The organism is Nonomuraea sp. NPDC050202, assembly GCF_040656115.1.
Classification (GTDB): Bacteria; Actinomycetota; Actinomycetes; order Streptosporangiales; family Streptosporangiaceae; genus Nonomuraea.
In genome coordinates this window covers 1-22,445 of record NZ_JBFALF010000014.1, presented here as the reverse complement: position 1 = coordinate 22,445, position 22,445 = coordinate 1, and the positions used below count along the sequence as shown (strand labels likewise).

Annotated in this window: 20 protein-coding genes and 1 pseudogene; 6 read left to right on the top strand and 15 right to left on the bottom strand. The window is 74.7% G+C overall.

Annotation, left to right across the window (positions count from 1 at the left end; genetic code table 11):
- Positions 1–13 precede the first annotated feature (13 nt).
- Positions 14–778 carry a glucose 1-dehydrogenase gene (locus tag AB0I79_RS31430; RefSeq protein ID WP_357880521.1) on the bottom strand — a complete coding sequence of 255 codons (765 nt, stop codon included), beginning with the start codon at positions 776–778 and terminating at the stop codon, positions 14–16.
- Positions 779–841: 63 nt separating this feature from the next.
- On the opposite strand from AB0I79_RS31430, the gene AB0I79_RS31425 reads away from it, so the two are divergent.
- Positions 842–1,195 (top strand): helix-turn-helix domain-containing protein, encoded by a 354-nt coding sequence (locus AB0I79_RS31425; protein ID WP_357880518.1) that lies wholly within the window; start codon positions 842–844, stop codon positions 1,193–1,195.
- Positions 1,196–1,208: 13 nt separating this feature from the next.
- On the opposite strand, the gene AB0I79_RS31420 is transcribed toward AB0I79_RS31425, so the two are convergent.
- The 4 genes from AB0I79_RS31420 to AB0I79_RS31405 all read right to left on the bottom strand — a co-directional run bounded on the left by AB0I79_RS31420 (position 1,209) and on the right by AB0I79_RS31405 (position 4,124).
- On the bottom strand, positions 1,209–1,769 hold the full coding sequence (locus AB0I79_RS31420; RefSeq protein ID WP_357880515.1) for a carboxymuconolactone decarboxylase family protein: 561 nt from the start codon (positions 1,767–1,769) through the stop codon (positions 1,209–1,211).
- Entirely contained in the window at positions 1,769–2,368 is a 600-nt protein-coding gene (locus AB0I79_RS31415) for a TetR/AcrR family transcriptional regulator (RefSeq protein WP_357880512.1), read from the bottom strand. Before AB0I79_RS31415 ends, AB0I79_RS31420 begins: the two co-directional genes overlap by 1 nt.
- A gap of 362 nt (positions 2,369–2,730) precedes the next feature.
- Positions 2,731–3,489 (bottom strand): class I SAM-dependent methyltransferase, encoded by a 759-nt coding sequence (locus AB0I79_RS31410; protein ID WP_357880509.1) that lies wholly within the window; start codon positions 3,487–3,489, stop codon positions 2,731–2,733.
- An 8-nt stretch (positions 3,490–3,497) separates the two neighbouring features.
- On the bottom strand, positions 3,498–4,124 hold the full coding sequence (locus AB0I79_RS31405; protein WP_357880506.1) for a TetR/AcrR family transcriptional regulator C-terminal ligand-binding domain-containing protein: 627 nt from the start codon (positions 4,122–4,124) through the stop codon (positions 3,498–3,500).
- Positions 4,125–4,206: 82 nt separating this feature from the next.
- On the opposite strand from AB0I79_RS31405, the gene AB0I79_RS31400 reads away from it, so the two are divergent.
- A complete protein-coding gene (locus AB0I79_RS31400) occupies positions 4,207–5,409 on the top strand; it encodes a DUF418 domain-containing protein (RefSeq protein WP_357880503.1) in 1,203 nt (400 codons plus the stop codon).
- A 323-nt stretch (positions 5,410–5,732) separates the two neighbouring features.
- Here AB0I79_RS31400 and AB0I79_RS31395 read toward each other — a convergent pair whose 3' ends face one another.
- Complete coding sequence (locus AB0I79_RS31395; RefSeq protein ID WP_357880500.1) at positions 5,733–6,200, bottom strand: transcriptional regulator; 468 nt, start codon at positions 6,198–6,200, stop codon at positions 5,733–5,735.
- A gap of 48 nt (positions 6,201–6,248) precedes the next feature.
- Positions 6,249–6,890 (bottom strand): FMN-binding negative transcriptional regulator, encoded by a 642-nt coding sequence (locus AB0I79_RS31390; RefSeq protein ID WP_357880497.1) that lies wholly within the window; start codon positions 6,888–6,890, stop codon positions 6,249–6,251.
- Positions 6,891–6,925: 35 nt separating this feature from the next.
- On the opposite strand from AB0I79_RS31390, the gene AB0I79_RS31385 reads away from it, so the two are divergent.
- Complete coding sequence (locus tag AB0I79_RS31385; protein ID WP_357880494.1) at positions 6,926–8,254, top strand: aminotransferase class I/II-fold pyridoxal phosphate-dependent enzyme; 1,329 nt, start codon at positions 6,926–6,928, stop codon at positions 8,252–8,254.
- Positions 8,255–8,359: 105 nt separating this feature from the next.
- Here AB0I79_RS31385 and AB0I79_RS31380 read toward each other — a convergent pair whose 3' ends face one another.
- From AB0I79_RS31380 to AB0I79_RS31365, 4 genes are all read right to left on the bottom strand, one after another.
- Entirely contained in the window at positions 8,360–9,562 is a 1,203-nt protein-coding gene (locus AB0I79_RS31380) for a Dyp-type peroxidase (RefSeq protein WP_357880491.1), read from the bottom strand.
- Entirely contained in the window at positions 9,559–10,095 is a 537-nt protein-coding gene (locus AB0I79_RS31375) for a copper chaperone PCu(A)C (protein ID WP_357880488.1), read from the bottom strand. The genes AB0I79_RS31380 and AB0I79_RS31375 overlap by 4 nt, the downstream gene beginning before the upstream one ends.
- A 97-nt stretch (positions 10,096–10,192) precedes the next feature.
- Entirely contained in the window at positions 10,193–10,729 is a 537-nt protein-coding gene (locus AB0I79_RS31370) for an MFS transporter (protein ID WP_357880485.1), read from the bottom strand.
- Positions 10,730–10,806: 77 nt separating this feature from the next.
- Positions 10,807–12,180 (bottom strand): MFS transporter, encoded by a 1,374-nt coding sequence (locus AB0I79_RS31365; protein ID WP_357880483.1) that lies wholly within the window; start codon positions 12,178–12,180, stop codon positions 10,807–10,809.
- 132 nt (positions 12,181–12,312) lie between these two features.
- Here AB0I79_RS31365 and AB0I79_RS31360 point away from each other — a divergent pair, with 132 nt between their 5' ends.
- Positions 12,313–13,032: a hypothetical protein gene (locus AB0I79_RS31360; RefSeq protein WP_357880480.1), complete on the top strand. Its 720-nt coding sequence runs from the start codon at positions 12,313–12,315 to the stop codon at positions 13,030–13,032.
- 40 nt (positions 13,033–13,072) lie between these two features.
- Here AB0I79_RS31360 and AB0I79_RS31355 read toward each other — a convergent pair whose 3' ends face one another.
- From AB0I79_RS31355 to AB0I79_RS31345, 3 genes are all read right to left on the bottom strand, one after another.
- Entirely contained in the window at positions 13,073–15,652 is a 2,580-nt protein-coding gene (locus AB0I79_RS31355) for a LuxR C-terminal-related transcriptional regulator (protein ID WP_357880477.1), read from the bottom strand.
- Positions 15,653–15,731: 79 nt separating this feature from the next.
- Complete coding sequence (locus tag AB0I79_RS31350; protein ID WP_357880474.1) at positions 15,732–15,893, bottom strand: hypothetical protein; 162 nt, start codon at positions 15,891–15,893, stop codon at positions 15,732–15,734.
- A gap of 35 nt (positions 15,894–15,928) precedes the next feature.
- Positions 15,929–19,129 carry a BTAD domain-containing putative transcriptional regulator gene (locus AB0I79_RS31345; RefSeq protein WP_357880471.1) on the bottom strand — a complete coding sequence of 1,067 codons (3,201 nt, stop codon included), beginning with the start codon at positions 19,127–19,129 and terminating at the stop codon, positions 15,929–15,931.
- Positions 19,130–19,237: 108 nt separating this feature from the next.
- On the opposite strand from AB0I79_RS31345, the gene AB0I79_RS31340 reads away from it, so the two are divergent.
- Positions 19,238–19,756, top strand: a complete 519-nt coding sequence (locus tag AB0I79_RS31340) for a universal stress protein (RefSeq protein WP_357880468.1) — start codon at positions 19,238–19,240, stop codon at positions 19,754–19,756.
- On the opposite strand, the gene AB0I79_RS31335 is transcribed toward AB0I79_RS31340, so the two are convergent.
- Positions 19,712–21,100 carry a PLP-dependent aminotransferase family protein gene (locus AB0I79_RS31335; RefSeq protein WP_357880465.1) on the bottom strand — a complete coding sequence of 463 codons (1,389 nt, stop codon included), beginning with the start codon at positions 21,098–21,100 and terminating at the stop codon, positions 19,712–19,714. The two genes, AB0I79_RS31340 and AB0I79_RS31335, sit on opposite strands and share 45 nt — an antisense overlap.
- Between AB0I79_RS31335 and AB0I79_RS31330 the strand changes: the two are divergent.
- A pseudogene (locus AB0I79_RS31330) lies at positions 21,087–22,187 on the top strand (MFS transporter); the annotation flags it as partial. The gene AB0I79_RS31335 and the pseudogene AB0I79_RS31330 sit on opposite strands and share 14 nt — an antisense overlap.
- Positions 22,188–22,445 lie beyond the last annotated feature (258 nt).

Genomic DNA, 22,445 nt, shown 5'->3' with positions numbered 1-22,445 from the left:
GCGCCGACGGTCGTCAGGTGAGTTCCAGGCCGCCGTCGACGGTGAGGATCTGGCCGGTGATCCAGGTGGCGGCGGGGTCGGCGAGGTGGACGATCCAGTCGGCCACCTCCTCGGGGGTGCCGCGGCGGCCCAGGGGGATGGTGGCGGTCTCGTCCCGCTTGATCTGCTGGACGACGGCGTCGGGCAGGCCGGCGGCGGCCAGGGCCTCGCTCTCGGTGGGGCCGGGGGCCAGGGCGTTGACGCGGATGCCGTCGGCGGCCAGCTCCAGGGCCCAGCTGCGGGTCAGCTGCTCGAGGGCGGCCTTGGAGGCGGCGTAGTGGGCGGCGCCGGGCAGCGGGCGGTGGCCGTACGTGCTGGAGACGTTCACGATCGTGCCGCGGCCGGCGCGCAGGTGCGGCAGCGCGGCCCTGGCGAGCAGGCTGGGCGCGGTGACGTTCAGCGCCAGCAGGTCGGCGACGCGCTGGGCGTCGGTGTCGGCCAGCGGCATGACGGCGGTGGCGCCGGCGTTGTTGACCAGGACGTCGAGGCGGCCCCAGCGGTCGGTCGCCGCGTCGATCACCGCCTGTGGAGTGCCGTCACCGGTGATGTCGGCCGGGAGGACGGCGATGCCGGGGTGCTGGGCGGCGGTCTGCCGCAGGGCCTCGGCGCGGCGGCCCACGGCGAGCACGCGGGCTCCGGCACGGGCGAAGGCGAGTGCGGTGGCGCTGCCGATCCCGGAGCCTGCGCCGGTCACGATCGCGACCTGGTCCTGTAGCCGGTTGGTGGGCGGGGCGGTCATGGCGGAACCCCTCTCGTCAGATGTTCGATGTTCGTGAAACATCGAACAAGCTACCATGGAGGGATGAGACCGGCGCATCACCCCGAAGTGGGCGAGTTCACGCTGACCGGGGTGATGGCCGCCCTCTCCGACCCGATCCGGGTCGGAGTGGTGCGGGTGCTGGCCGACGGCCGTGAGCGCGGCTGGGGCGACCTGCTGGCGCCGGTGGCCAAGTCCACGCTCAGCCATCATCTGCGGGTGCTGCGCGATGCCGGGCTGACCCGCACCCGGCAGGAGGGCACCCGCTGCTTCGTGACCCTGCGGCGGCAGGAGTTGCAGGTGCGCTTCCCCGGGCTGCTGGAGGCGGTGCTCGCCGCGGCCGAGGACGAGGACGTCGGCCACCAGGTGGGCGTGAAGGACGCCGTGCCGCCGACCTGAACCGCCGGGGCGATCAGCCGGCCTGGTCGCGGGTCCATTCCTGACCCTGCCAGGCCGGGTCCAGCGGGGTGTGGGCGAGGTGGTTGGTGTAGTTCGACAGCGTCTTCATCCCGACGCCGAGCACGATGTCCAGGACGTGGCGGCGCGTGTAGCCGGCCGCGAGGAACGCCTCCACCTCCGCGTCGTCCACCCAGCCGCGCCGGGCGACCATCACCTGCGTGAGCCGCCGGGCGGCCTCCAGCGCGGGGTCGGGGAGCGGCTTGCCCGTCCGCAGGGCCTCGACCACCTCGGCCGGCACGCGGGCGCGCAACGCCAGGGTGGAATGCGCGGCCACGCAGTACTCGCACCCGTTCTCCACGCTGGCGGTGATCCACACGACGTGCTTGGCGGGCCCCGGCAGGGAGGACCTGCCGAACTGCTCGGCCAGCGCGTTGTAGCCGGCCAGCAACTCGGGGGACTCGGCCATCACGCCGTTCAGGGTGGTCACGAACCCCATGCGCCGCTTGGCCGCCTCCAGCATCGGGCGGGCCGCCTCGGGGGCGTCGCTCTCGTCGTACACACGGAAATCGATCATCATCTCTCCTCGATGCGGGTGAAGCCATCCAGTACGGCGCGCACGCCCGCCAGCAGGTCGCCGGCCCCGGCGCCGGCCCGGGAGCGCAGGTTGACCCCGTAGGCCAGCAGCGCCAGCGTCTCGGCGGCGGCGTGCGGATCCAGTCCTGGCCCCACCTGGCCGCGATCCCGCGCCGTCTCCAGCGCGGCACGCATCGCCGCCCGCAGCTCGGTGTGGTGGGCGTCCAGGACCTGCTGGATCTCGGGGATCGCGCGGGCGGGGCCGGTGTGGGTGTTGGTGACCAGGCAGCCCCAGCGGGCGTGCTCGCCGGTGCAGCGCGCCGCCACCAGCCGCTCGAAGAAGCCGGTGATGGCGGGCAGGCCGCGGCCGTCGGCGGCCAGCGCGGCGAACACCGGCCGCGACTGCCGCTCCAGGTAACGGCGCAGCGCGGCGGCCTGCAGCCGCTCCTTGCCGCCGAAGGTCGCGTACAGGCTGGACCGGCTCAGCCCGGTGGCCTGCACGACGTCGGCGATGCCGGTGACATCGGCGCCGCGCTCCCAGAACAGGCGTACCACCTGGTCCAGCGCTGCGTCGGGGTCGAAGTGCTTGATGTCGGGCATCCGCCCTCCTCTAACTTGGAACGACCAGTCCAAGATAGGGTGAAGTGGCGCGGATGGGCAAGAGACGAACTCGGGCGGCTCCATGCATAGTGACCGGAGCGTCGCCATCGGGCGCTTCTTGGACGGAGGTCGCCCAGCCAGGACGGCCTGAACAAGATCTGCTTCGCGATCAACATCGCCCGGGTCCAGTGACGTGGTGAATGCCCCGCCGCCGCGACCGCCGATTCGAGGCTGACTCCTGTCTCCTGAGTGAGCTGTCATGTGGGCCCCGCTCCTTCGGATGGGGCCCACATGCGTGGTTCCGGAGTTCGCGGAATTCGCGTCCGGACGCTATCGCGGCGCCATGGTGCCGCCGTTCGATTTCACGGTCGTGACACTCGCCGGGCGAGGGTGAGGTCGGTGACGAAGGTCATCTCCACGCCGTCGCCCAGCACTGCGGCCAGCTCCCGCAGCACCGGCTCCTGGCGGTCGGGAGGAAGGATCCGGTAGGCGGAGATGGTGCGGACCAGGTCGAGGTAGCGGTCCGCGGCGTACCACTCCGTCCACGAGTAGGAGCGCTCGTCGAGGTCGGTGAAGCGCGGGTCGCCGGCCAGCAGGTGCTGAGCCTCCTCGTTCCTGACCGGCACCTCCTGGTGCAGGCTGGAGCTGGACACGCCGTGACGGTGGTCCACCTCGGCGAGGGCGGCGCGCAGGCCGGGATCGGTGACGAGGTAGTGGTTCCAGAAGAGCGCGAGCGCGCCCGACGGGGCCAGCGCCGCGTACGCGAGGTCCCAGCGGCGTTCAGGGTCGACCCAGTGCCAGGCCTGGGCCGAGTACAGCAGGGCGAAGCGCCGGTCGGGGACGTAGTCCTCGAAGATCCCGATCCGCAGCCGCACGCCGGGGCACTTCGCCGCCAGTGCCGCCGCCATTCTCGGGTCGGGCTCGACGCAGGTCAGGTCCACGCCGCGGGCGGCGAAGGCGGCCGTGGCCTTGCCCGTTCCCGCCCCTACCTCCAGCGCCGGGCCGGCCGGGGCGTAGCCGAGGATGTCGGTGACGAGCTGGTCGGGGTAGCCGGGCCTGGCCGACTCGTACAGGCCGACCGCCTGGCCGAACACGACACTTCGCTCACGGTCCACCGCCATGGCGCGATTCAATCACGCCCGGGGATCACGTCAGGGTCGCGGCTCGGGCCGAGGCCGAGCGCGGGCAGGATCGCCTGGTCGACGATCGCCGCGAGGTACTCCTCGCCCGGCGGTGCACCGGCGTCGATCAGGTGCTTGGTGACGAGGGCCTCGCCGATGTCGGCGACGACCGGGGTGAGCAGGGCGGCGGGGAAGTGGCCGCGGTCGGCGTAGTGCTGCAGCACGGTGCGGGTGAACGTGCCGCCGCGGCCGGCGAAGACCCGCTCGAACAGGGCCTCCGACATCAGCGCGGCGCTCTTCGGGTCGGTGAGGATGGCCGAGACGGCGCGGCCGGCCGGGCTGAAGGCCCACTCCACCATGAGCCGCAGCGAGCGGATGAGGTCACCGCGCAGGTCGGTGGCCCCTGGCGTGGGCTCCTCGACCGGGTGCTGGTGGTAGAGCGCGTCGAGCAGCACCTCGATGGGGTCTGACCAGCGGCGGTACAGCGTGCTGCGGGGAGTGGCCGCGCGCCGGGCGATGCCGTCCATGGTCAGCCGTCCCGCGCCGACCTCCACCACCTCTTCGAGCACGGCGTCGTGGATGGCCTTGATCAGCTCTTCACCCCGCCGGCGTGTCCGGATGTTGCGGTTGTTCATGTCCGCCCCTTGTTTAGCTACGCGGGTGTATTTTACCGTGGAGATTAGCTACAGTTATGTATCTAGATTCGAGGGGACAGCCATGTCCATCGCTCCACCGGCTCCTGCGCAGGGGGCCACTCCCATCGCCCGGCGCGCGCTCGCGCCCGATCTCTCGCGCGGGCTGATGCTGCTGCTCATCGCGCTGGCGCACGCGCACATGTACCTGTCGGGTCACCCGGCCGGGTTCCGCGGGTACACGCTCGACGGCGGCGTGCTCGACCGGCTGGTCGCCGGGGTGCAGATCCTGCTGGTGGACGGGCGGGCGCTGCCCATGTTCGCCGCCCTGTTCGGCTACGGCCTGGTACAGCTCGCCCACCGGCAACTGGCCACGGGCAGGAGCTGGCCGCAGGTGCGCGCGGTGCTGCGGCGGCGCAGCCTGTGGCTGCTGGCGTTCGGGTTCTGCCACGCGCTGCTGCTGTTCTTCGGGGACATCCTCGGGGCGTACGGGCTGATCGGGCTCGTGCTCGTCGGGTTCGTCCGGCGCGAGGACCGGGCGGTGCTGCGGGCGGCCGTCGTCGGGCTCGTGCTGCATGTCGTCGTGCTGTTCGGTTTCGGGCTCCTCACGATCTCGGCGCCCAAGGGCGACACGCCCGCCGCCATGGCGGATCCGATCGAGGCGCTGGTGATGCGGCTCATCGGGTGGTCCGGGATGACGCCCACCTACTTCGCCGCCAGCGTGGTGCCCGCCTTCCTGTTCGGCATCTGGGCGGCGCGGCGCCGCGTGCTGGAGGAGCCTGCCGCGCACCGGCCGCTGCTCGTACGCGTCGCGACCCTGGGCACCGTGCTGGCCGTGGCCGGCGGGCTGCCGTTGACGCTGGTCGACATCCGGCTCTGGGAGCCGTCGGACCTGGTCGCGGTGTCGGCGTACGCGCTGCACAGCGTGACCGGCATCGCGGGAGGGCTCGCGTACGCGGCGATCATCGGGCTTGTCGCCGGCCGGATGGCGTCCGGGCACCGCTCCACCGGCCCCGTCGTCAGGGCACTCACCGCGTGCGGCCAGTGGTCGCTGACCTGCTACCTCCTCCAGTCGGTGATCTTCGTGGCGGTGTTCGCGCCGTACGCGGGAGGGCTCGGCACCCGCGTCGGCGACGCGGCGGCGTCCGGCATCGCCATCGCCACGTGGCTGGTCACCGTGGTGCTCGCGGCGCTGCTGGCGCCGCGCAGGGGGCCGGCCGAGGCCGCGCTGCGCCGCCTCACGTACGGGCGATACGGTGCGACCGGTCGCACAGCGGACGTCGCCTAACCGGCCCAGGTGCTGTCGCCGTGACGGGGAGCCGGTGTGTTCATCCACAGGCTGTGGGCTCCGGTGCGCGGCCTGTTGACAAGGGCTCCGCCGTTGCGCGACGGGCGCCGCCGCGGGTGTGGTATGAGCCGTCGGGCAAGTCCCTCGCGTGAGGCTCTGACCAGGTGAAACGCTTGCCGGTCGGGTGCCCGGCTAGCGTGCCGGCCGCGGACGTGGCCCGTATCACGGGCGGCGCCCGCGCGGTGGTGGATTGCCGAAGAGTTATCCACAGGATGAGCGAGTTGTCCACAGGTTGTGAACGTGGCCGGGGTCGCGCCCCGCGGTCAGCCGTGCCTGGCCGCGGCCTGGTCCCCGAGCGCCTCGGTCAGCGCCGCGAGCGAGGACCTGGCCGAGCGGATGCGCGCGGCCTGCGTCTCGTCGGCCCAGCCCAGCTTCAGTCCCTCGGCCACCAGCTCGTCGAAGGCGGTGAACGCGGCGAGCTTCTGCCGGATGACCTTCGACCAGGCGTCGTCCTCGATCTGGTAGTAGACGTTCCGCTCCCCGGGCCTGCGGAACCGGCGGATGAGCTTGACGGACGTCAGGAGCTGCATGTTCGTCGTCAGGGACGCGCGGCTCGCGCCGATGGCGCCGGCGATGTCGCCCGCGGTCTGCGCCGGCGGGTCGCAGGCCATGAGCCAGCCCAGGATGCGGCCGGTGATCGGGGCGAGCCCCCACTCCTCGGAGACGAACGTCGCCACTCGCTCGACCCATTCGAGCACCTGCTCGCGGTCGGGGCCGTCCTGCGCTGTCACAGGACCACCTTAACCAGTCGTTTCAGGCCGAACTGAAACAAGGCCTGGTCAGGCGCCTGCCCCGGACTCCGCGGCGGCGTTCCGCCGGCTCTGCTGGGTCAGGGCGCCGGCGTCGCCGGGCAGGCCCCGCTCGGCCAGCCCGCGCGCGACCCGCTCGCGCAGCTCCGCCGGGCGGTGGCCGTCGTACTTGAACTTGGCCCGCACCTCCTCCACCCGCAGCCGCAGCCCTCTGATCGCCGACAACATCTTGCGGTACGGCCCCGCGTCGCCGGCCACCTCGCCGTGGTCGCCGGCCGGCTGGTGATGGGCGAGCTGGCGGCGCAGGATCTCCGCCTTGCCGTCCCTGTCGTCCACGATCTCGGCCAGGCACACGAGCTGGACTGCGGCGTAGTAGCTGGTCGGCACGCCGGTCTCGGGGGAGTCGGAGCGCCAGGAGGTGGGGATGTAGGCGTAGTCGTCGTGCACGCTCACCACCGCCACCGGGTTGGCCTCCAGCGCCTCCCAGATGGGGTTGGGCCTGGCCAGGTGGAGCAGGACCTCGGCGTTCCCGTCGTAGAGGAAGTGCGTCGGCACCACCACGGGCGCCGCGCCGGCCACGCCGTTGACCGCGATCTGGCCGAAGTCGCGGGTACGCAGCCAGCTCCGCCACTCCTCGTCGTCCCGGGCGGCGTCCCACGGATGGATGAGCACGCGAACCACCTTTGTGCTAGTACATAATGTATTTTGTGCTAGAAAAGTACACGATCGCGGGTGGGACGGCCAGCGAGATAGCGGCGGGTGTCGAGGCCGCCGTGTCCGAAGGGCGGCTTCCACCGGGGGCGGCGCTGCCGCCGGTGCGCGAGGTGGCGGCGCGGGCGGGGGTCAGCCCGGGGACGGCGGCGGCCGCGTACCGGCTGCTGCGCGAGCGCGGCGTCATCGAGACCGCCGGGCGGTGGGGGACCAGGGTCAGGGCGCGGCCGGCCAGCACGTTCCGCGAGGAGATCCGGATCGAGGTGCCGCCGGGCGTGCGTGACCTGGCCAAGGGCAACCCCGACCCGAGGCTGCTGCCGCCGCTGCACGACGCGCTGGCCGCGGCGGCGAGGGCACACGCGCAGCGGCCCGCCATGTACGGCACCGGCGACGACGAGGAGCTGCTCGCGCTGGCCGGGCAGCGGCTGCGGGCCGACGGAGTGCCGGCCGCGCCGCTGGCGATCACCTCGGGCACCCTCGACGCGGTCGAGCGCGTGCTCACCGCCCACCTGCGGCCGGGCGACGCCGTCGCCGTCGAGGATCCGGGCTGGACGGCCCTGCTCGACCTGGTCGCCGTCCTGGGGTTGCGCCCGGTGCCGATGCGGCTCGACGACGAGGGCCCGCTGCCGGAGGAGCTCGCGCGGGCGCTGCGGGCCGGCGCGCGGGCCGTGGTGATCACCGCCCGCGCCCAGAACCCGACCGGCGCCGCCGTCTCCGCAGCCCGGGCCGCCGAGCTGCGGGGGCTGCTGGCGGAGCACCCGGAGGTGCTGCTGGTCGAGGACGACCACGGGGCCGGGTTCGTGGAGCTGCCGCTGCACCCGCTGGCCGGCGTCACGAGCCGCTGGATCCTCGTCCGCTCCACGGCCAAGTCGCTCGGCCCCGACCTGCGCCTGGCCCCGGTCACCGGCGATCCTGCCACGCTCGACCGGCTGCGCGGGCGGCAGCGGCTGGCCGCCGGGTGGGTGAGCCACCTGCTGCAACACGCCGTCGCCCACCTCTGGCGGACCGACGCGGTGGACCCGGCAGCGGTCGCGGCGTCGTACGCGCTGCGCAGGGACGGCCTGGTGGCGGCGCTGGCCGCGCGCGGTGTTCCCGCGCACGGCCGCAGCGGCCTGAACGTGTGGATCCCCGTCGCCGACGAGTCCACCGCCATCACCCGGCTGCTGTCACGCGGCTGGGCCTGCGCGCCCGGCGCCCGCAACCGCATCGGCTCGCCGCCCGCGCTGCGCCTGACCGTCTCCTGCCTGGACGCGGCGGAGATCGAGCCGCTCGCCGCCGACCTGGCCGCCGCCCTGCGCCCGGCACCGAGCGGCCGGTACGGCTGACCCGGGCCGGCAGGAAGGGGCGGCCTGGGATCGGCCTTCCCGATCCGGCCGGGAAGGTGGGCTCGGATCAGCTTTCCCTGGTCCTGCCGGAAGGGTCGGCCTGGGTCAGCCCAGTAGCGGCTCCCCGATCCAGCCGCCGGGCGCGCACCCCGGCGGTACGGCGAAGACGGCCGAGCCGATGGCCGTGACCCACTCGTTGAGCAGATCCCCCTCGGCCAGCATGCGCTGCACGGGCACGAACTGCTCGGCCACGTCCGCCTGGTAGGAGACGAACAGCAGCCCCGAGTCCGACTCGCCCTCCGGCGACAGCCCCTCGTCGTAGTTGTACGGCCGCCGCAGCAGCCGCAGCGCCGGATCGGCCACGTGAGCCCGCCTGATGTGCGCGAACTCGGAGATCACCGGGAACCCGAGCCGGTTCTTGCGGGCGTAGTCGGCCGCGTCGGTCTCGGCCGAGCCCGTGAGCGGCGCCCCGCTGCCCAGCCGCCGCCCGATCGTGAACTCCCTGGCCACCCGGTCGGCGGCGTCCCACGTCTCCAGGTTCATCCGGATCCTGCGCAGCACCATGGTGGTGCCGCCGCGCAGCGGGCCCGCGCCGATCCACACCGCCCTGTCGAGGTCGGTGGCGTTCACCGTGCCCTCGATCTGGCCCATCAGATTGCGCCGGTTGGCGCTGCGGAAGCCGCGCTGGGTCCACCGTACGCGGGCGAAGGACCGCGTGTCCTTCACGATCATCCGTACGGCGTGCGCGACCGTCACGGTGTCGTCCGCGCACACCTGGACGAGCAGGTCGCCCCCGCTCCACCGCTTCTCCAGCCGGTCCGTCGAGAACGCCGGCAGCGCCTCCACCGGCGAGTCCACCCCGGCTGCCTCGAACAGCCCGGGCCCGAACCCGAACGTGATCGTGAGCCGGGCCGGGTTCGCGGCGAGCTCGGGCTCGGTGTCGGCGAGCGCGGGCCGGCCCTGGGTGAGCCGGGCCGCGTCGTCGGTGAGGAGCTGGAGCAGCCGGACGATCGCCTCCTTGCGGGTGTCCTTCAGCAGGTCGAAGCCGAGGAACACCGCGTGGGCCTGAGGCGCCGTGGCCACGCCCGCCTGGTGTGCGCCGTGGAAGGGCTCGACCGGCGCCGGCTCCCGGCGTTCTGCCGCCCCGAGATCCGCCTCGCGGCGTTCTGCCGCCCCGCGATCCGCCTCGCGGCGTTCTGCCGCGCCGTGCTCCGACTCGCGGCGTTCCGCTTCGCGTCGCACGAGGGCGCCGGCCGCCGTGGCGGCGGTGGCGGCGCCCCCTGCGAGCAGCCCTCTGCGGCTGATCACTTGTGCCCCGGCTGGTAGTCCTCCTCGCCGCCGGCGAAGTCCTTGCCGATGGCGGTGAACTCCAGCGGCTCGCCGCCCTGGACCTGGAGCGTGAACGGGATCCTGGCGCCCGGCTTCACCTCCTCGGTGACGCCCATCAGCATGATGTGGTCGCCGCCGGGCTGGAGCTGGTGGGTGCCGCGGGCGGGCACGACGAAGCCGCCCTCCTTGGGCCGCATGACCATCTTGCCGCCGTTCTCGACGACCTCGTGCAGCTCGATGGTGGGGGACAGCGGCGAGGTGCCGGACGTGATCGTGACCGGCGCGTCGGTGTTGTTGACCAGCGTGCCGAACGCGGCGGTCATCCCCTTCTTGGTGGTCTTCACCCAGGGATCGGTGATGGTCAGGGCGGCGGCGGGCGCAGTGGCCGACGGGCTGGCGGCAGCCGCGGCAGTGGCGGTGGTGGTGGCCGCGGGGTCGGGGGAGGTGGAACCGGCGCAGGCGGTCAGCGCCACGACGGCGGACGCGAGCACGAGGGCATGACGAACGTACATGGTGGGGTTGCCTTTCTCCGCCCGGCATGCCGAAGCAGCCCCTGCCGGGCGGCGGGGGTCGTCTGAAAAGGGAAGACGTCTCGCCCGAACCCGGAGGTCAGGCGGCGACGGCCCGCGGCGGGCCCCTCCCGCTGACGACGTGCCGCAGCACGGCCGAGCGCAGCACGGGCGGCTCGGTCGTGCACAGGGGTGTGGAGAAAGGAGTGGTGAGCAGCGGCAGCCAGATGACCAGCAGCCGCACGGCCAGCCGGCGCAGCAGCGCCCAGAGGGCGGCCTCGCCCCGCGCCAGCCACAACGCGGTCATCCCGACCGCCCAGCCGTGCGCGACCAGCATGCCCAGGTCCGGCACCAGCCCCGCGTGGAGGTGACCGGCCGGGGCGTGCGGCGAGGCGGCGTGGGACAGCGAGAACAGCAGGTGAAGGATCACCTGTAACCCGGCGAGCAGCGGCAGGATCACCGCGAACGACCGCTCGCGCCCCGACAGCGGGTACGCCGCCGCGAACGCCAGCCCCAGCGCCGCCGCCATGGCCGGCAGCGGCACGAACCCGCCGCCGAGCACGTGCGCCGCCACGCCCAGCCCGAGGCACACCACGGCGAACACCGCGGTGCGGGCGAGACGGAGCGGCAGCGTCACACGCCTAGCATTCCACGCCCTCCCGTCGGCCGGCACACCCGATCGTGCTTCGCCCGAACGGCCGGCACGATCGTGCTTCACGTGAAACTGCCCCGGGCCGCCTCGCGCCTCCTGCGATCGGCACCCTGCGCCGGCCGGCGCGTCGCCGAGTGGGCCAGCACGCCCAGCGACGCCACGATCAGCACCGTCAGCCCGGCCCGCGCCGCCGTGTCCCATCCGCCGTCCAGCGCCGCGAAGAACACCGCCCCGGTGACCGTCCCGCCGAGCACTCCCCCGGCTTCCTGTACGGTGCCGAGCACCCCTGCCGCGGCGGCCGATCGCTCAGGACGTACGGCGGCCAGGACCGAGGAGAGCAGCGGCGACATCAGCCACCCCATCCCGGCCCCCGTCACCAGCAGCGCCAGCCCCAGCGGCAACGGCCCCGCGCCCATCGCGTGGTACACCAGCGCCAGCCCCGCCACCAGCACCGGCGCCCCGAAACGGCCCGGACGGAGGGACGCCGCGAAGAAGCCGGCGTTCAGCGTCGTGCACACCGCCGCGGCGGCCAGCGGCGCCAGCCCCAGCCCGTCCTGCAGGTACAGGGCGAGCACGAACGACAACCCGGCCGACGTGCCGAACAGCAGCCCCACCGCCACCAGCCCCCAGGCGAACCCCTTCTCCCTGAACACGCCCAGATCCAGCAGCGGCACCCGCCCCCGGGCGGCCAGCCGGCGCTGCCGCCACCAGAACGCGCCCAGCAGCAGCGGCGCGGCGGCCAGGCACGCCCACGTCCACCAGGGCCACCCCTGCTCCCGACCCTCGGCCAGCGGCAGCACCACGGCCACCAGCCCGGCCGTGACCAGCGCCGCCCCGCCGAGGTCGAGGTCGCGGGGGAGCGGCGGCGGCGTGGCGCGGGGGAGCAGGCGGCCGGTCAGGGCCAGGGCCGCCAGGCAGATCGGGACGTTGACCAGGAAGCAGGCCCGCCAGCCCAGCCCCATCGGATCGGCGGCCACCACCAGCCCGCCGATCACCTGGCCGCTCAGCCCGGCCAGGCCGACGGCGGTGCCGTACCAGCCGAAGGCCCTGGCGCGCGCGTTCCCCCGGTACAGCAGGCCGAGCAGGGCGAGGACCTGCGGCGCGAGCAGCGCAGCGGCGACGCCCTGCCCGACCCTGGCCGCCACGAGCGTGGACGTGCCGGTGGCCAGCCCGCACCCGGCCGAGGCCAGCGTGAACAGCGCCAGGCCCGCCGCGAACATCCGCCGGTGCCCGTACAGGTCGCCGAGCCGCCCGGAGACGACGAGCCCCGCCGCGTACGCCAGCCCGTACCCGGCGATCACGAGCTGTACGGCGGCGTCGCCCGCGCCCAGGTCGGCGCGGATGGAGGGCACGGCCAGGTTCGCGACGTAGAAGTCGAGCGTGGTCACGAACACCGCGACCAGCAGTACGGGCAGAGCGGCCCAGCGGGCGGACATGTGACTCCAGGGGGAGAAGAGGAGGGGGCGGCGAGAAGAACACCGCCGCACGCCGGACGGTTGACCTCACCCTGGAGCCGGGCCGTTACGATTCCCTGCGGATCCGCTATGGACCACCCCATAATCAACGCGATGCCGAAATTTCAGGACCTGTCGGAATTCGCGGCGGCCATCGCCCCGGTCATCGGCGCAGCCCACGTCAACGTGCACGCCTCGGCCGCCAGAGCCGTCGCCGAGCTCGCCGAGACCTCGGCCGTGACCCCCGGCCTGCTCTCCGACCTGCGCTTCACCCTCCCCCTCCGCCCGCTGACCCGCGCCGCCCTGGCCGTCATCGACCGGTACGGCGACGCGGCGCCCCGCGAGCGCGACCTCCAGGAGCACCTGCGCCAGCGAACCCTGTCCGAGGACGGCGACGGCACGCTCCGGCTGACGGACAAGGGCCTGGAGTTCGTCCACCGGTTGTACGACGTGCACGCCGCCACGGCCGAGCGCGTCTGGGCGGCCCACGACCTGCCGGGCCTGGCGGGGCTCGCGGCCCGGGTGCTCCAGGCGGCCGAGCGGCTGCCGGGCGGGGCGCTGGAGCTGGTGGCGCCGCCGTACGAGCCGGAGGGCGCGGCACCGGGGCTGCTGCTGTTCAACCGGCTCGCCGTCGTCCGCTACCACCGCGCCGACGCCCACGCCGCGGCCTGGCGGGCGGCGGGCCTGTCAGCGGCCGGGATCGTCGGCCTGCCGGACGGGCCGCTGCGCGCCGGCATCGAGGCGGAGACGAACCTGCGGGCGTCCGCGCCGTACCGGGCCCTGACCGCCGGGGAGCGGGAGGCCCTGTACGACGGGCTGCTCAAGCTGGTCTGAGACCCACCACGCCTCCAGCGGCTCAAGCCGGGTCTCGCACCTACAACGCCTCCAGCAGGCGGCCCACCTGGGTGCGGTCGTTCACGCCGAGCTTGTCGTAGGCGGCCTGCAGGTGGTTCGCCGCCGTCCGCTTGGACAGCGTCAGCCGGTCGGCGATCTCCCTGTTCGTCAGCCCGGCCGCGGCGAGCTGCAGGATCTCCCGCTGCCGCGGCGTCAGCTCGGGCGTGGCCAGCTCGACCAGCGCCGGGGTCGAGACGCCGGTGCACAGCCTGGCCAGCGCGCCCGCCCGCGCCCGCGCGCTCCTGGCCAGCCGGCCCCGGCCCGCGTCGTGGTGGGCGGCCGCCTCGTGAGCGGTGGCCTCGGCCGCGTACAACACCATGCCGAGCCGCTCGTACTCCTCCGCCACCGCGCGCAGCGCGTCCGGATCGCCCAGCGCCCGCTCGTGCCCGGCCAGCAGGCGCACCAGCGGCCCGTCCACCTCCCCGGCCAGCTCGCCCAGCCCGGGGGCACGCTCGCCGAGCCGGACCAGGTCGTGCAGCGCGAACATCAGGTTGCCCCCCAGCTCGTGCCGCCGCGCGTGGGAGGCGGCCAGCCGGCACAGCCGCACGGCCTCGTCCAGGTCGCCGCCCGCCGCCGCCACCCACACCGCCGCGTGCAGCACGTGCTGCCGGGTGAAGGCCCACCGGCCGGCCAGCTCCGCGGCGTCCGCCAGCGACTCCCTGGCCTCGTCCAGCCGGCCGAGCAACGCCAGCGCGTGCGCGTGCTCGGCCACCACCCGCCCCAGGTACGGCTCCCCCGCGGGCAGCCTGGCCATGTCGTCCCTGCACCAGCGCACCGCCTCCGCGGCGTCGCCGCGCAGCCTGGCCGCCATCGCCCGGTAGGCGCCGAACCCGGTCACCGACAGCTCGGCGGCGGGCAGCTCCATGCCGCGCCCGGCGGTCCGCGCCGCCTCCGCCAGCCGCCCGGAGAACGTCTGCGCGGCGCACTGCGTGTCCAGGAAGGTGGGCAGCGCGTGCGGGGCGAGCTCCCGCCACTCCTCGACGGTGGCCATCGTGCGCTCGGCGACGGCCAGGGCGCGTTCCGTGCGGCCCGCGTACGCGTCCACCCACGCCTCCAGCGACGCCCCGTGCGCCGCGCCCCGCAAGGTGCCGGGCGTGCACGCCCTGGCTTGCGCCAGCGCCCGGGCCGCGCCGGTCAGCCGCCCGGCCATGCAGTCGGTGACGGCGCGGTAGACGTACGCCTCCTGCCGCCACCCCGGGCCGGTGAGCGTCGCGATGGCCGTGTCGAGCACGTGGCACGCCTCGGCGTCGGCGCCCGCCCAGGCCAGGTTCACGCCCAGGCTGTAGGCGTGCTGGGCGCGCTCGCTCTCGGTCACCGCGTCCCGCGCCGCCCGCCGCAGCGCGGTCACCGCGGAGTCGGCGTCGCCGAGCACCATGAGCACCTCGCCGAGCACCGAGACCGCTGCCACGCCCGCCCCGGCGTCGATCGCGGCCCTGGCCAGCCGCGCGGCCAGCCGGGGGTCCTGCCTGCCCCACGCCAGCCTGGCGGCGGAGGTCAGCATCGCGGGGTCGGTGACCGAGCCGCTGTCGAGCCGCCACACGGCGGCCCGCAGCTCGTCCTCGCGCCGGCGCAGCCCCGTGGCCTCCAGCGCCTCGGCCAGCATGCGCAGCCGCCGCCGCGCCCGCAGCGTGCCGCAGTCGGCGCGGACCACCTCGCCGTAGAGCGGGTGGCCGAGCCGCAGGTGATCGCGCCGGCCGTCGTCCACGGTCACGATCAGGCCGCGGGACTCGACCCGTTCGACCGCGCTCGCCGAGGTCAGCTCCGCCAGCAGCGCGGCGCCCAGCGGCTCGCCGAACGCCACCAGCTCCAGCGCCTCGCGCTCGTCCCTGTCGAGGTGGCCGATCCGGTCGCCCACCAGCTCGCGCAGCCGGGTCGTCACGGAAAGCTCGCCGCGCCAGCGCCACACGCCGTCCCGCTCGGCCAGGCAGCCCGAGGTGCGTCCCGCGTGCACGACCTCCCGCAGGTACAGCACGTTGCCCTCGCTGACCCCGGCCAGATGCCGTACGGTCTCCGCCGCGACCTCGCCGCCGAGCGCCCCCGCCAGCACCTCGCCCACCTCGGCCACCGTCAGCGGCGGCAGCTCGATGCGCGGCAGCAGCTCGTCCTTCCACAGCGCGACCACCGGATCCGGCTGCGCCTCCCCCGACCTGACGGTCACCAGCAGCCGCGCCTCCCCCTTCGCGGCCAGGTAGTGCACCAGCGCCGCCGACGCCGGGTCCAGCCGGTGCGCGTCGTCCACGCTCACCAGCAGCTCCCTGCGCCGGGCCAGGTCGCGCAGGTGGCGCGCGGCCCAGCGCAGCAGGTTCTCGCCGCTGCGCGGCGGCCCCGTCAGGACGTGCGCGAACGCCCCGAACGGGATCATCGACGCGGTCTCCGTGCCCAGCGCGCGCACGACCGCGTAGCCCCGCTCCCCGGCCAGCGCGTGCGCCACCAGCCTGCTCTTGCCGACGCCCGCCGCGCCGGCGATCATCATGCCCGCCCTCGACCGCAGCGCCTCGCGCACGGCCGCGAGCGGAACCCCTCGCCCGACGAACGGCCAACCGCTCCCCTGCTCGCCCATCGTGCCTCCTCTCGGTGCACTCATCGTGGCGAGCGGGGTTCGCGCGAGGTTCAGGCCGGATCGTGCCTCGGGCAGGATCTCAGGCCGGATCGTGCTTCAGCCCGGCGGCGGCCAGCAGCAGCTCGACGACGGCTTCCGAGCCGCTGAACGGCACCGGTTCGCCCCCAACCTCTTCGAGCAGCCCGCGGAGCTGGCCGCCTGCCTGCTCGGGCTCGACCAGCCGGACGATGACCGTTCTCATCCGGACACGATCTCCCCGCCAGGTTCAGGTCTGGTTCAGGTCGGGTAGGGCGCGGGCTCGACCTCCAGCTCGCGCATCAGCTCCGCGTAGAACCGGTAGCGCCTGCGGGCGTCGCCCCTGCGGCCGGCCAGGTCGAGGACGCGTACCAGGCCGAGGTGGGCCCGCTCGTCGTAACGGTCGCGCTCCAGCAGCCGCAGCCAGTAGCGGGCGGCCTCGTCATGGCGGTGCTCGCCGGCCCGCGCCTCGGCCAGCCTGGCCGCCGCCTGCACGTACGCCAGCCTGAGCTGCTCGCGCAGGCCCACCGCCCAGTCCGCGTACGGGTCCTCCTCGCAGAACTCGCCGCCGTAGGCGCTCTCGGCCGCCTCCCACCGCGCGAGCGCCTCCGCCTGCCTGCCCGCCTGGTCCAGCCGCACGGCCTGGCCCACCAGCTCCAGGAAGGCCTCGACGTCGACCTCGACGTTGGACAGCTCCAGCCGCAACGCGCCCTCGTCCGACACCACGAACTCGTCGGCCGGCCACGCGTGCTCCGGATCCAGCACGGCACGCAGCGTGGACACCATGACGTTCAGCCGCCGCAGCCCGACCGCCTCGTCCTCCTGCTCCGGCCAGAGGATCTCGACCAGGCGCTCCCTGCCGATCGCGCCGCCCCTGCGGCTGACCAGGATCTTCAGCAGGTCGCGGGCCTTGCGCGACTGCCACGCCGTACGCGGGACGGGCACCGAGCCACGCAGCACCCGGAACGTTCCCATCGTCTCCACCACGAGCTTCGCCCCGCGCCAGGGACCGGCGCGGGCCACGAGGGCGTCGATCCGGTCGTCCAGCGCCCGGCAGCCGATCGCGTGCATGCGCCCGCGCACCTCGGCGGCCACCTCGCCACCGGTCGCCGGGTCCGCCAGGGCGGCCCTGACCAGCTCGGCCCTGGCCCGGCCGATCGGGTCGCCGACGGCCGCCCACCGGCGTACCGCCTCGTCGGCGAGCTTGGCGTCGCCGTCCAGCTCGGCGCGCAGCTCGGCGACGGTGGCCAGGGCGGCGTGGTCCCTGCGGCCGGCCGCTACCGGCTCGGCCTCGTCGAGCAGCGCCCCGGCGTGCTCGCGCTGCCCCGCGGCCAGCGCCACCCGGGCGGCGGCGACCCTGGCGGCCACCCCGGAGATGCCCTCGACATGCTCCAGGGCCCGCGCCGCGACCCGCGTGGCCTCCTCGGGATCCTCGGCGGCCAGTAGCTCGGCGAGCCCGTTGAGCGCCTGCGACAGCGCCTGCACCTCGCCCGACGGCCCGGACTGCGCGATGACCTGCCGGTAGAGCGCGGCGGCGGTCGTACGGTCGCCGCGCAGGGCGTGCACGGCGGCCAGCCGGTTCAGCCCGGCGCCGGTCAGCCTGGAGCCCATCGCCTCCCACCTGGCCGCCGCGTCCGCCGCCTCGGCCGCGGCCTCCTCCAGGCGGCCCAGGCCGATCAGGGCCTTGGCGCGGTTGGAGACGTTCAGGGCGGCGAAGGGGGCGAACGCCACCAGGTCCGACAGCCGGCCGGCGATCTCCGTCTCCGCCAGCGCCTCGGCGTACGCGGCCTCGTCCAGGTAGCGGGAGGCCCGGTTGGCGTGGATGCGGATGAGCTGCACCATGTCGCCGGCCCGCTCGGCGTAGGCCAGGGCGCGCAGGTAGTAGGCGTCGTTGGCGCGGCGGTCGCCGTCGAGGGCGGCCAGCATGGCCAGGACCGTGTTCGCCATGGCCAGGGCGCTCGCGTCGCCCAGGCTCCTCGCCTGCTCCAGCGCCCGGTCCGCGAGCTCGGCGCAGGCCGCGCGGTCGCCCTTCAGCCAGTGCACCGAGGCCATGGACGCGGCGCACATGGCGGCGTCGGCGGGCGGCAGGCCGTACGCGTGGCCCCGCTCGTACATGGGCAGGGCCCGGTCGAAGTCGCCGCGCATGTGGTCGATGAAGGCCAGCCGCCTGGCCAGGGCCGCGTCGAAGCCCGGCCCCTCGGCGGCCTCGGCGAGCAGCTCGCGGGCGCGGCTCCAGTGGCCGCGGTTCTGCTCGGCGATGCCGGCCAGCTTGAGCATCGGGGGCGCGCGCCTGGCGGGCTCGGGTAACAGCTCCAGCGCGCCGAGCACGTCGCCGCGCTCGGCCAGCAGCGGGCCGTGCGCGTCGAGCAGCGTGGCGGCCAGGCCGGCGTGCGCGGTCGCGACGGCGGCGCGCAGGGCCAGCTCGGGATGGTCGTGCTCGACGTACCAGCGGGCGGCGACCGCCGCCACGTCGTGGGCCTCGTGCCGGTCCAGCGGCAGGTGCCTGGCCAGGGTGTGGCCGGCCGTCGAGGTGAGCCGGTGGCCGCCGGGTTCGGCCGGTTCGAGGAACAGGCCCCGGCTCGCGAGCGCGTCCAGCGTGTCGGGCGGCGTGCCGAGCGTGGCGGCCAGGCCGGGGGTCAGCACCGGCAGCACGGTGGCGGCGCGCAGCAGCTCGCGCATGGCCGCGGGCAGGTCCTTGAACGCCGCGAGCGTGAGGCGCTCGAGCGTGGCCGAGTTGGCCGTCAGGCCGGCCACGATGCCCCGCCAGGTGGCCGGGTCCTCGCGGGCCAGCGCGTCGAGCGCCGCCTGCACGGCCGCCGGCCAGCCGCCGCACGTGCGGTGCAGCTCGGCGGCGATGTCCGCGCCCGCCTCGCCCAGCAGCGCGCCGGCCCAGGCTGCGGTCTCGTCCGGGGTCAGCGCGAGGTCGCCGGCGTCGAGGTCGAGCACGTCGTGGTCCTGGCGCAGCCGGGCGGTGGGGAACGGCAGCGGCGCCCGCGACGCCGTGACCAGATGCAGGTGCCGGGGCGCCGCGCGGACCAGCGTCTCCACGTACCGCACGGGACCGGCCGCGCCCGCGATGGCCTCGATGCCGTCGAACACCAGCACCAGCCCCCGCCGTAACCGCGTGGCCAGCGCCTCGGCCAGCCCGCCCGCCAGCGCCGCCGCCCTCGACAGCTCGTCGGCGTCCGGCCCGAGCGGGGCCGCGGCGGCCGTCACCAGGTCGGCGGGCAGGCCGGGCACCTTCGCCGACAGCGCCGCGGCCACCGTGCCCGCCAGCGTGGGCAGGTCACGGTCGGCGGGCCCGAGCCGGTGCAGCACCGCGCCCACGGCCTGGCCCCAGCCGGCCAGCGCGGTGGACTTCCCGTAGCCCGTGGTCGCCACGAGGCAGGTCAGCCTGTGCGTCAGCGCCCCGTCGAGCCGCCGGTCGAGGGCGGGACGGGGGCGCACCCACCCGCGTTCCACCCCCGCATGCTATGCCCGCACTCGGAAGGGACTCCAGAGTTCGCAAAGTGCCACCTCCCGGTAACCAGCGTGGTGGCGCACTATGGTCGTACTTCGACAGGAGGCACCGTGGAACAGGATCTGCCCGGCGGTGCGCGGCTGATCGTGGGGGTGGACGAGTCCCCGGCCGCGCGCTGGGCGCTGGCCTGGGCCATCGGCGCGGCCAGGCTGCACCGGATGGCTCTCGTGGCCGTGCATGTCAGTCGCGCGCCCGTCCATCCCTTTCCCGAGGCGCTGCCCGTGCAGCACGCGGTCAGGGTGGGCGAGGAGGCGCGCTGCACCGAGGTGATCACGAGCGTGTTCGAGGACGTCGCGGGCGGGGTGCCCGACGATCTGACGACGTTCGCGGTGGGCCGGGTCGGTGATCCCGGCTATCACCTCGTCGACCTGGCGCGGGAGGGCGACCTGCTGGTGCTCGGGCGGGGGCGCCGCGGCCTGCTCAGCCGCATCTTCCTGCCCTCGACCAGCATGTACTGCGCGCGGCACGCCCGCACGACCGTCGTGATCGTGCAGCAGCCGTCGCCTCCCGACGACCCGGAGCTGTCAGGGGAGCGGGGCCGCCGCTTCTGGAGCCGCCGACATCCGTGACCTGAGCAGGCGCAGGCCCTCCGGGATGGCGTCCCTGCCGATCGCGCCGTAACCCAGCACCAGGCCGCGCTGGGGCGGGCTCTGGCCGCAGTACGCCTCCAGGTGCTCCACCGCGAGGCCGGGCGTGGCACGTACGGACGCGCCCAGCGCGCACAGGTGCAGCCCCGCCGTGGACGGCACCAGCCGCACCCTCTCGTCGGCGGCCAGGGCCTCGGCGATCAGCGCGTGCCTGGCGGCGTACTCGCGGGTGGCCTTCCTGATGTGCCTGGCCAGCAGACCCTCGTCGATGAAGCGGGCCAGCGCCGCCTGCTTGGGCACCTCGCCGTGCCAGTCGGACAGGTACCTGGCCGCGGCCAGCGCCGGCGCGAGCGAGGCGGGGGCCACCAGGAAGCCCAGCCTGAGCATGGGCAGCAGGGTCTTGGAGAACGAGCCCACGTAGATGACGCGCCCGGCCCTGTCCAGGCTCTGCAGCGGCTCCAGTGGGCGCTCGCCGAAGCGGAACTCGCTGTCGTAGTCGTCCTCGATCACCACCGCCCTGCGGCGCTCGGCCCAGGCCAGCAGGGCGGCGCGGCGGGCCAGCGACATGGGCGTGCCCAGCGGGAACTGGTGCGACGGCGTCACGTACACGACCTTGGCCGCCCCGGGGATGGCCCGGACGTCGATGCCCTCCGCGTCCACCGGCACGCTCGCGACCCGGGCGCCGAGCGAGCGGAACAGCAGGCGGGCCGGGGGATAGCCGGGCTCCTCGACGGCCACGACGGTGCCCGGCTCGATCAGGACCCGGCCGATGAGGTCCAGCGCCTGCTGGGCGCCGTTGGTGATCAGCACGTCGGCCGGGCTCGCGTGGACCGAGCGGCTCAGGCCGATGTGGCGGGAGATGGCCGCGCGCAGGGGCTCGTGCCCGGCAGGGTCGCCGTAACCGGCGACGCTCGTGCGCAGTTCGCGGGCCACCAGGCGGCGCCAGGTCTCCATGGGGAACAGGCGGGCGTCGGGGACGCCGACGCGGAAGTCGTACCGGGCGGGGGCCATCCTCGGCGGCGGCTCCAGGCCCTGCCAGACCGGACGCGGGCGGACGACACCCTTCGGCGCGGCCCGCCCCCTGACCGGCTCCCCCGACACGAACGTGCCCGCGCCCGCCCGTCCCACCAGGAACCCGTCGGCGACCAGGCGGTCGTAGGCGAGGGCGACCGTGTTCCTGGAGATGTCGAGGCGCCGCGCCAGCTCCCTGGTCGGGGGGAGGCGCTCGCCCTCCCTGAGGCGGCCGTCGAGTATCGCGTCGAGGAGCTGACGGTAGACCTGTGCGGCCAGGTCACGGCGGCCGTCGAGGCTGATGTGCACGTCCATCTTGGCCCAATCATCTTGCCGGGAATTGGAGCTTATCCCGGGACAAGTTCGGGACGAGGATGGGTGCATGACACATCGGCGGGTCCTGGCACAGGCGCAGCTGGTCAGCTCGATCGGGGACGGCGTCTACCTCGTCACCTCCGCGTTCTACTTCTCCGGCATCGTCGGCCTGTCCGCCACCGAGATCGGCCTCGGCCTCACGCTGGGCTGGGGCGTCGGCTCGGTCGCCGGCGTACCGCTCGGCCACCTCGCCGACCGGCGCGGCCCGCGCGGCGTCGCGGTGCTGCTCGCGGTCGCGACCGCCGTGGCGGTCACCGGCTTCCTGTTCGCGCGCTCGTTCGCGGCGTTCGCCCTGGTGGCCTGCCTGTACGGCACCGCGCAGACCGGGCTGTCGGCCGCCCGCCAGGCCCTGCTCGCCGCCCTGATCCCGCCCGCCGGGCGGACCCGCGTACGGGCGGCGCTCCAGGCCACGCTGAACGGCGGGCTGGCCACCGGCGCGGCGCTGGGCGGGCTCGCCCTGTCCCTCGGCACGCGGGAGGGATACCTGGCGGTGTTCGCGCTCGACGCGCTGACCTTCCTGATCGCCGCCGCCCTGCTGCTGCGCCTGCCCGCCGTACGGCCCGCGCCGGCGCCTTCCGGGCCCCGGCTGGCCGTGCTCCGCGACCGGCCCTACGCGCTCGTCACGCTGATCAACGCGGTGATGCTGTTCTACATGCCGCTGCTGAGCGTGGTCGTGCCGCTGTGGGTCGCCTCGCGCACCGACGCGCCCACCTGGGTGGTCTCCGTCCTGCTGCTGATCAACACCGGTGGCGTGGTGCTCTTCCAGGTACGGGTGGCCAGGCGGGTGAAGGGGCTGCGGGACGCCTCGGCGGCGATGCGGCAGGCCGGGCTGCTGATGCTGCTGGCCTGCGCGGTGTTCGCGCTCAGCCCGTACGGGTGGGTGTTCCTGCTGGTGGCGGCGGCCTTGCTGGTGGCGGGGGAGATGCTGCTGGCCTCGGGGGGCTGGGAGATCGGGTTCACGCTGGCGCCCGACGATCGGCAGGGGCAGTACCAGGCCTTCTTCGGCACCGGCGTGGCGGTGGCCAGGATGCTCGGGCCGGTCGTGCTCACCGCGCTCGTGCTCGGCGGCGGGACTCTGGGCTGGCTGGCGGTGGGCGGGATGTTCGTGACGGCCGGCGCCGTGATGGCGCCGGCCGTCAGGTGGGCCCGTGTTTCACGTGAAGCGGCGCAGGCGGAGGCTGTTGGTGACGACGAAGACGCTGGAGAACGCCATCGCCGCACCCGCGATCATCGGGTTGAGCAGGCCGAGGGCGGCCAGCGGCAGGGCGGCCACGTTGTAGGCGAA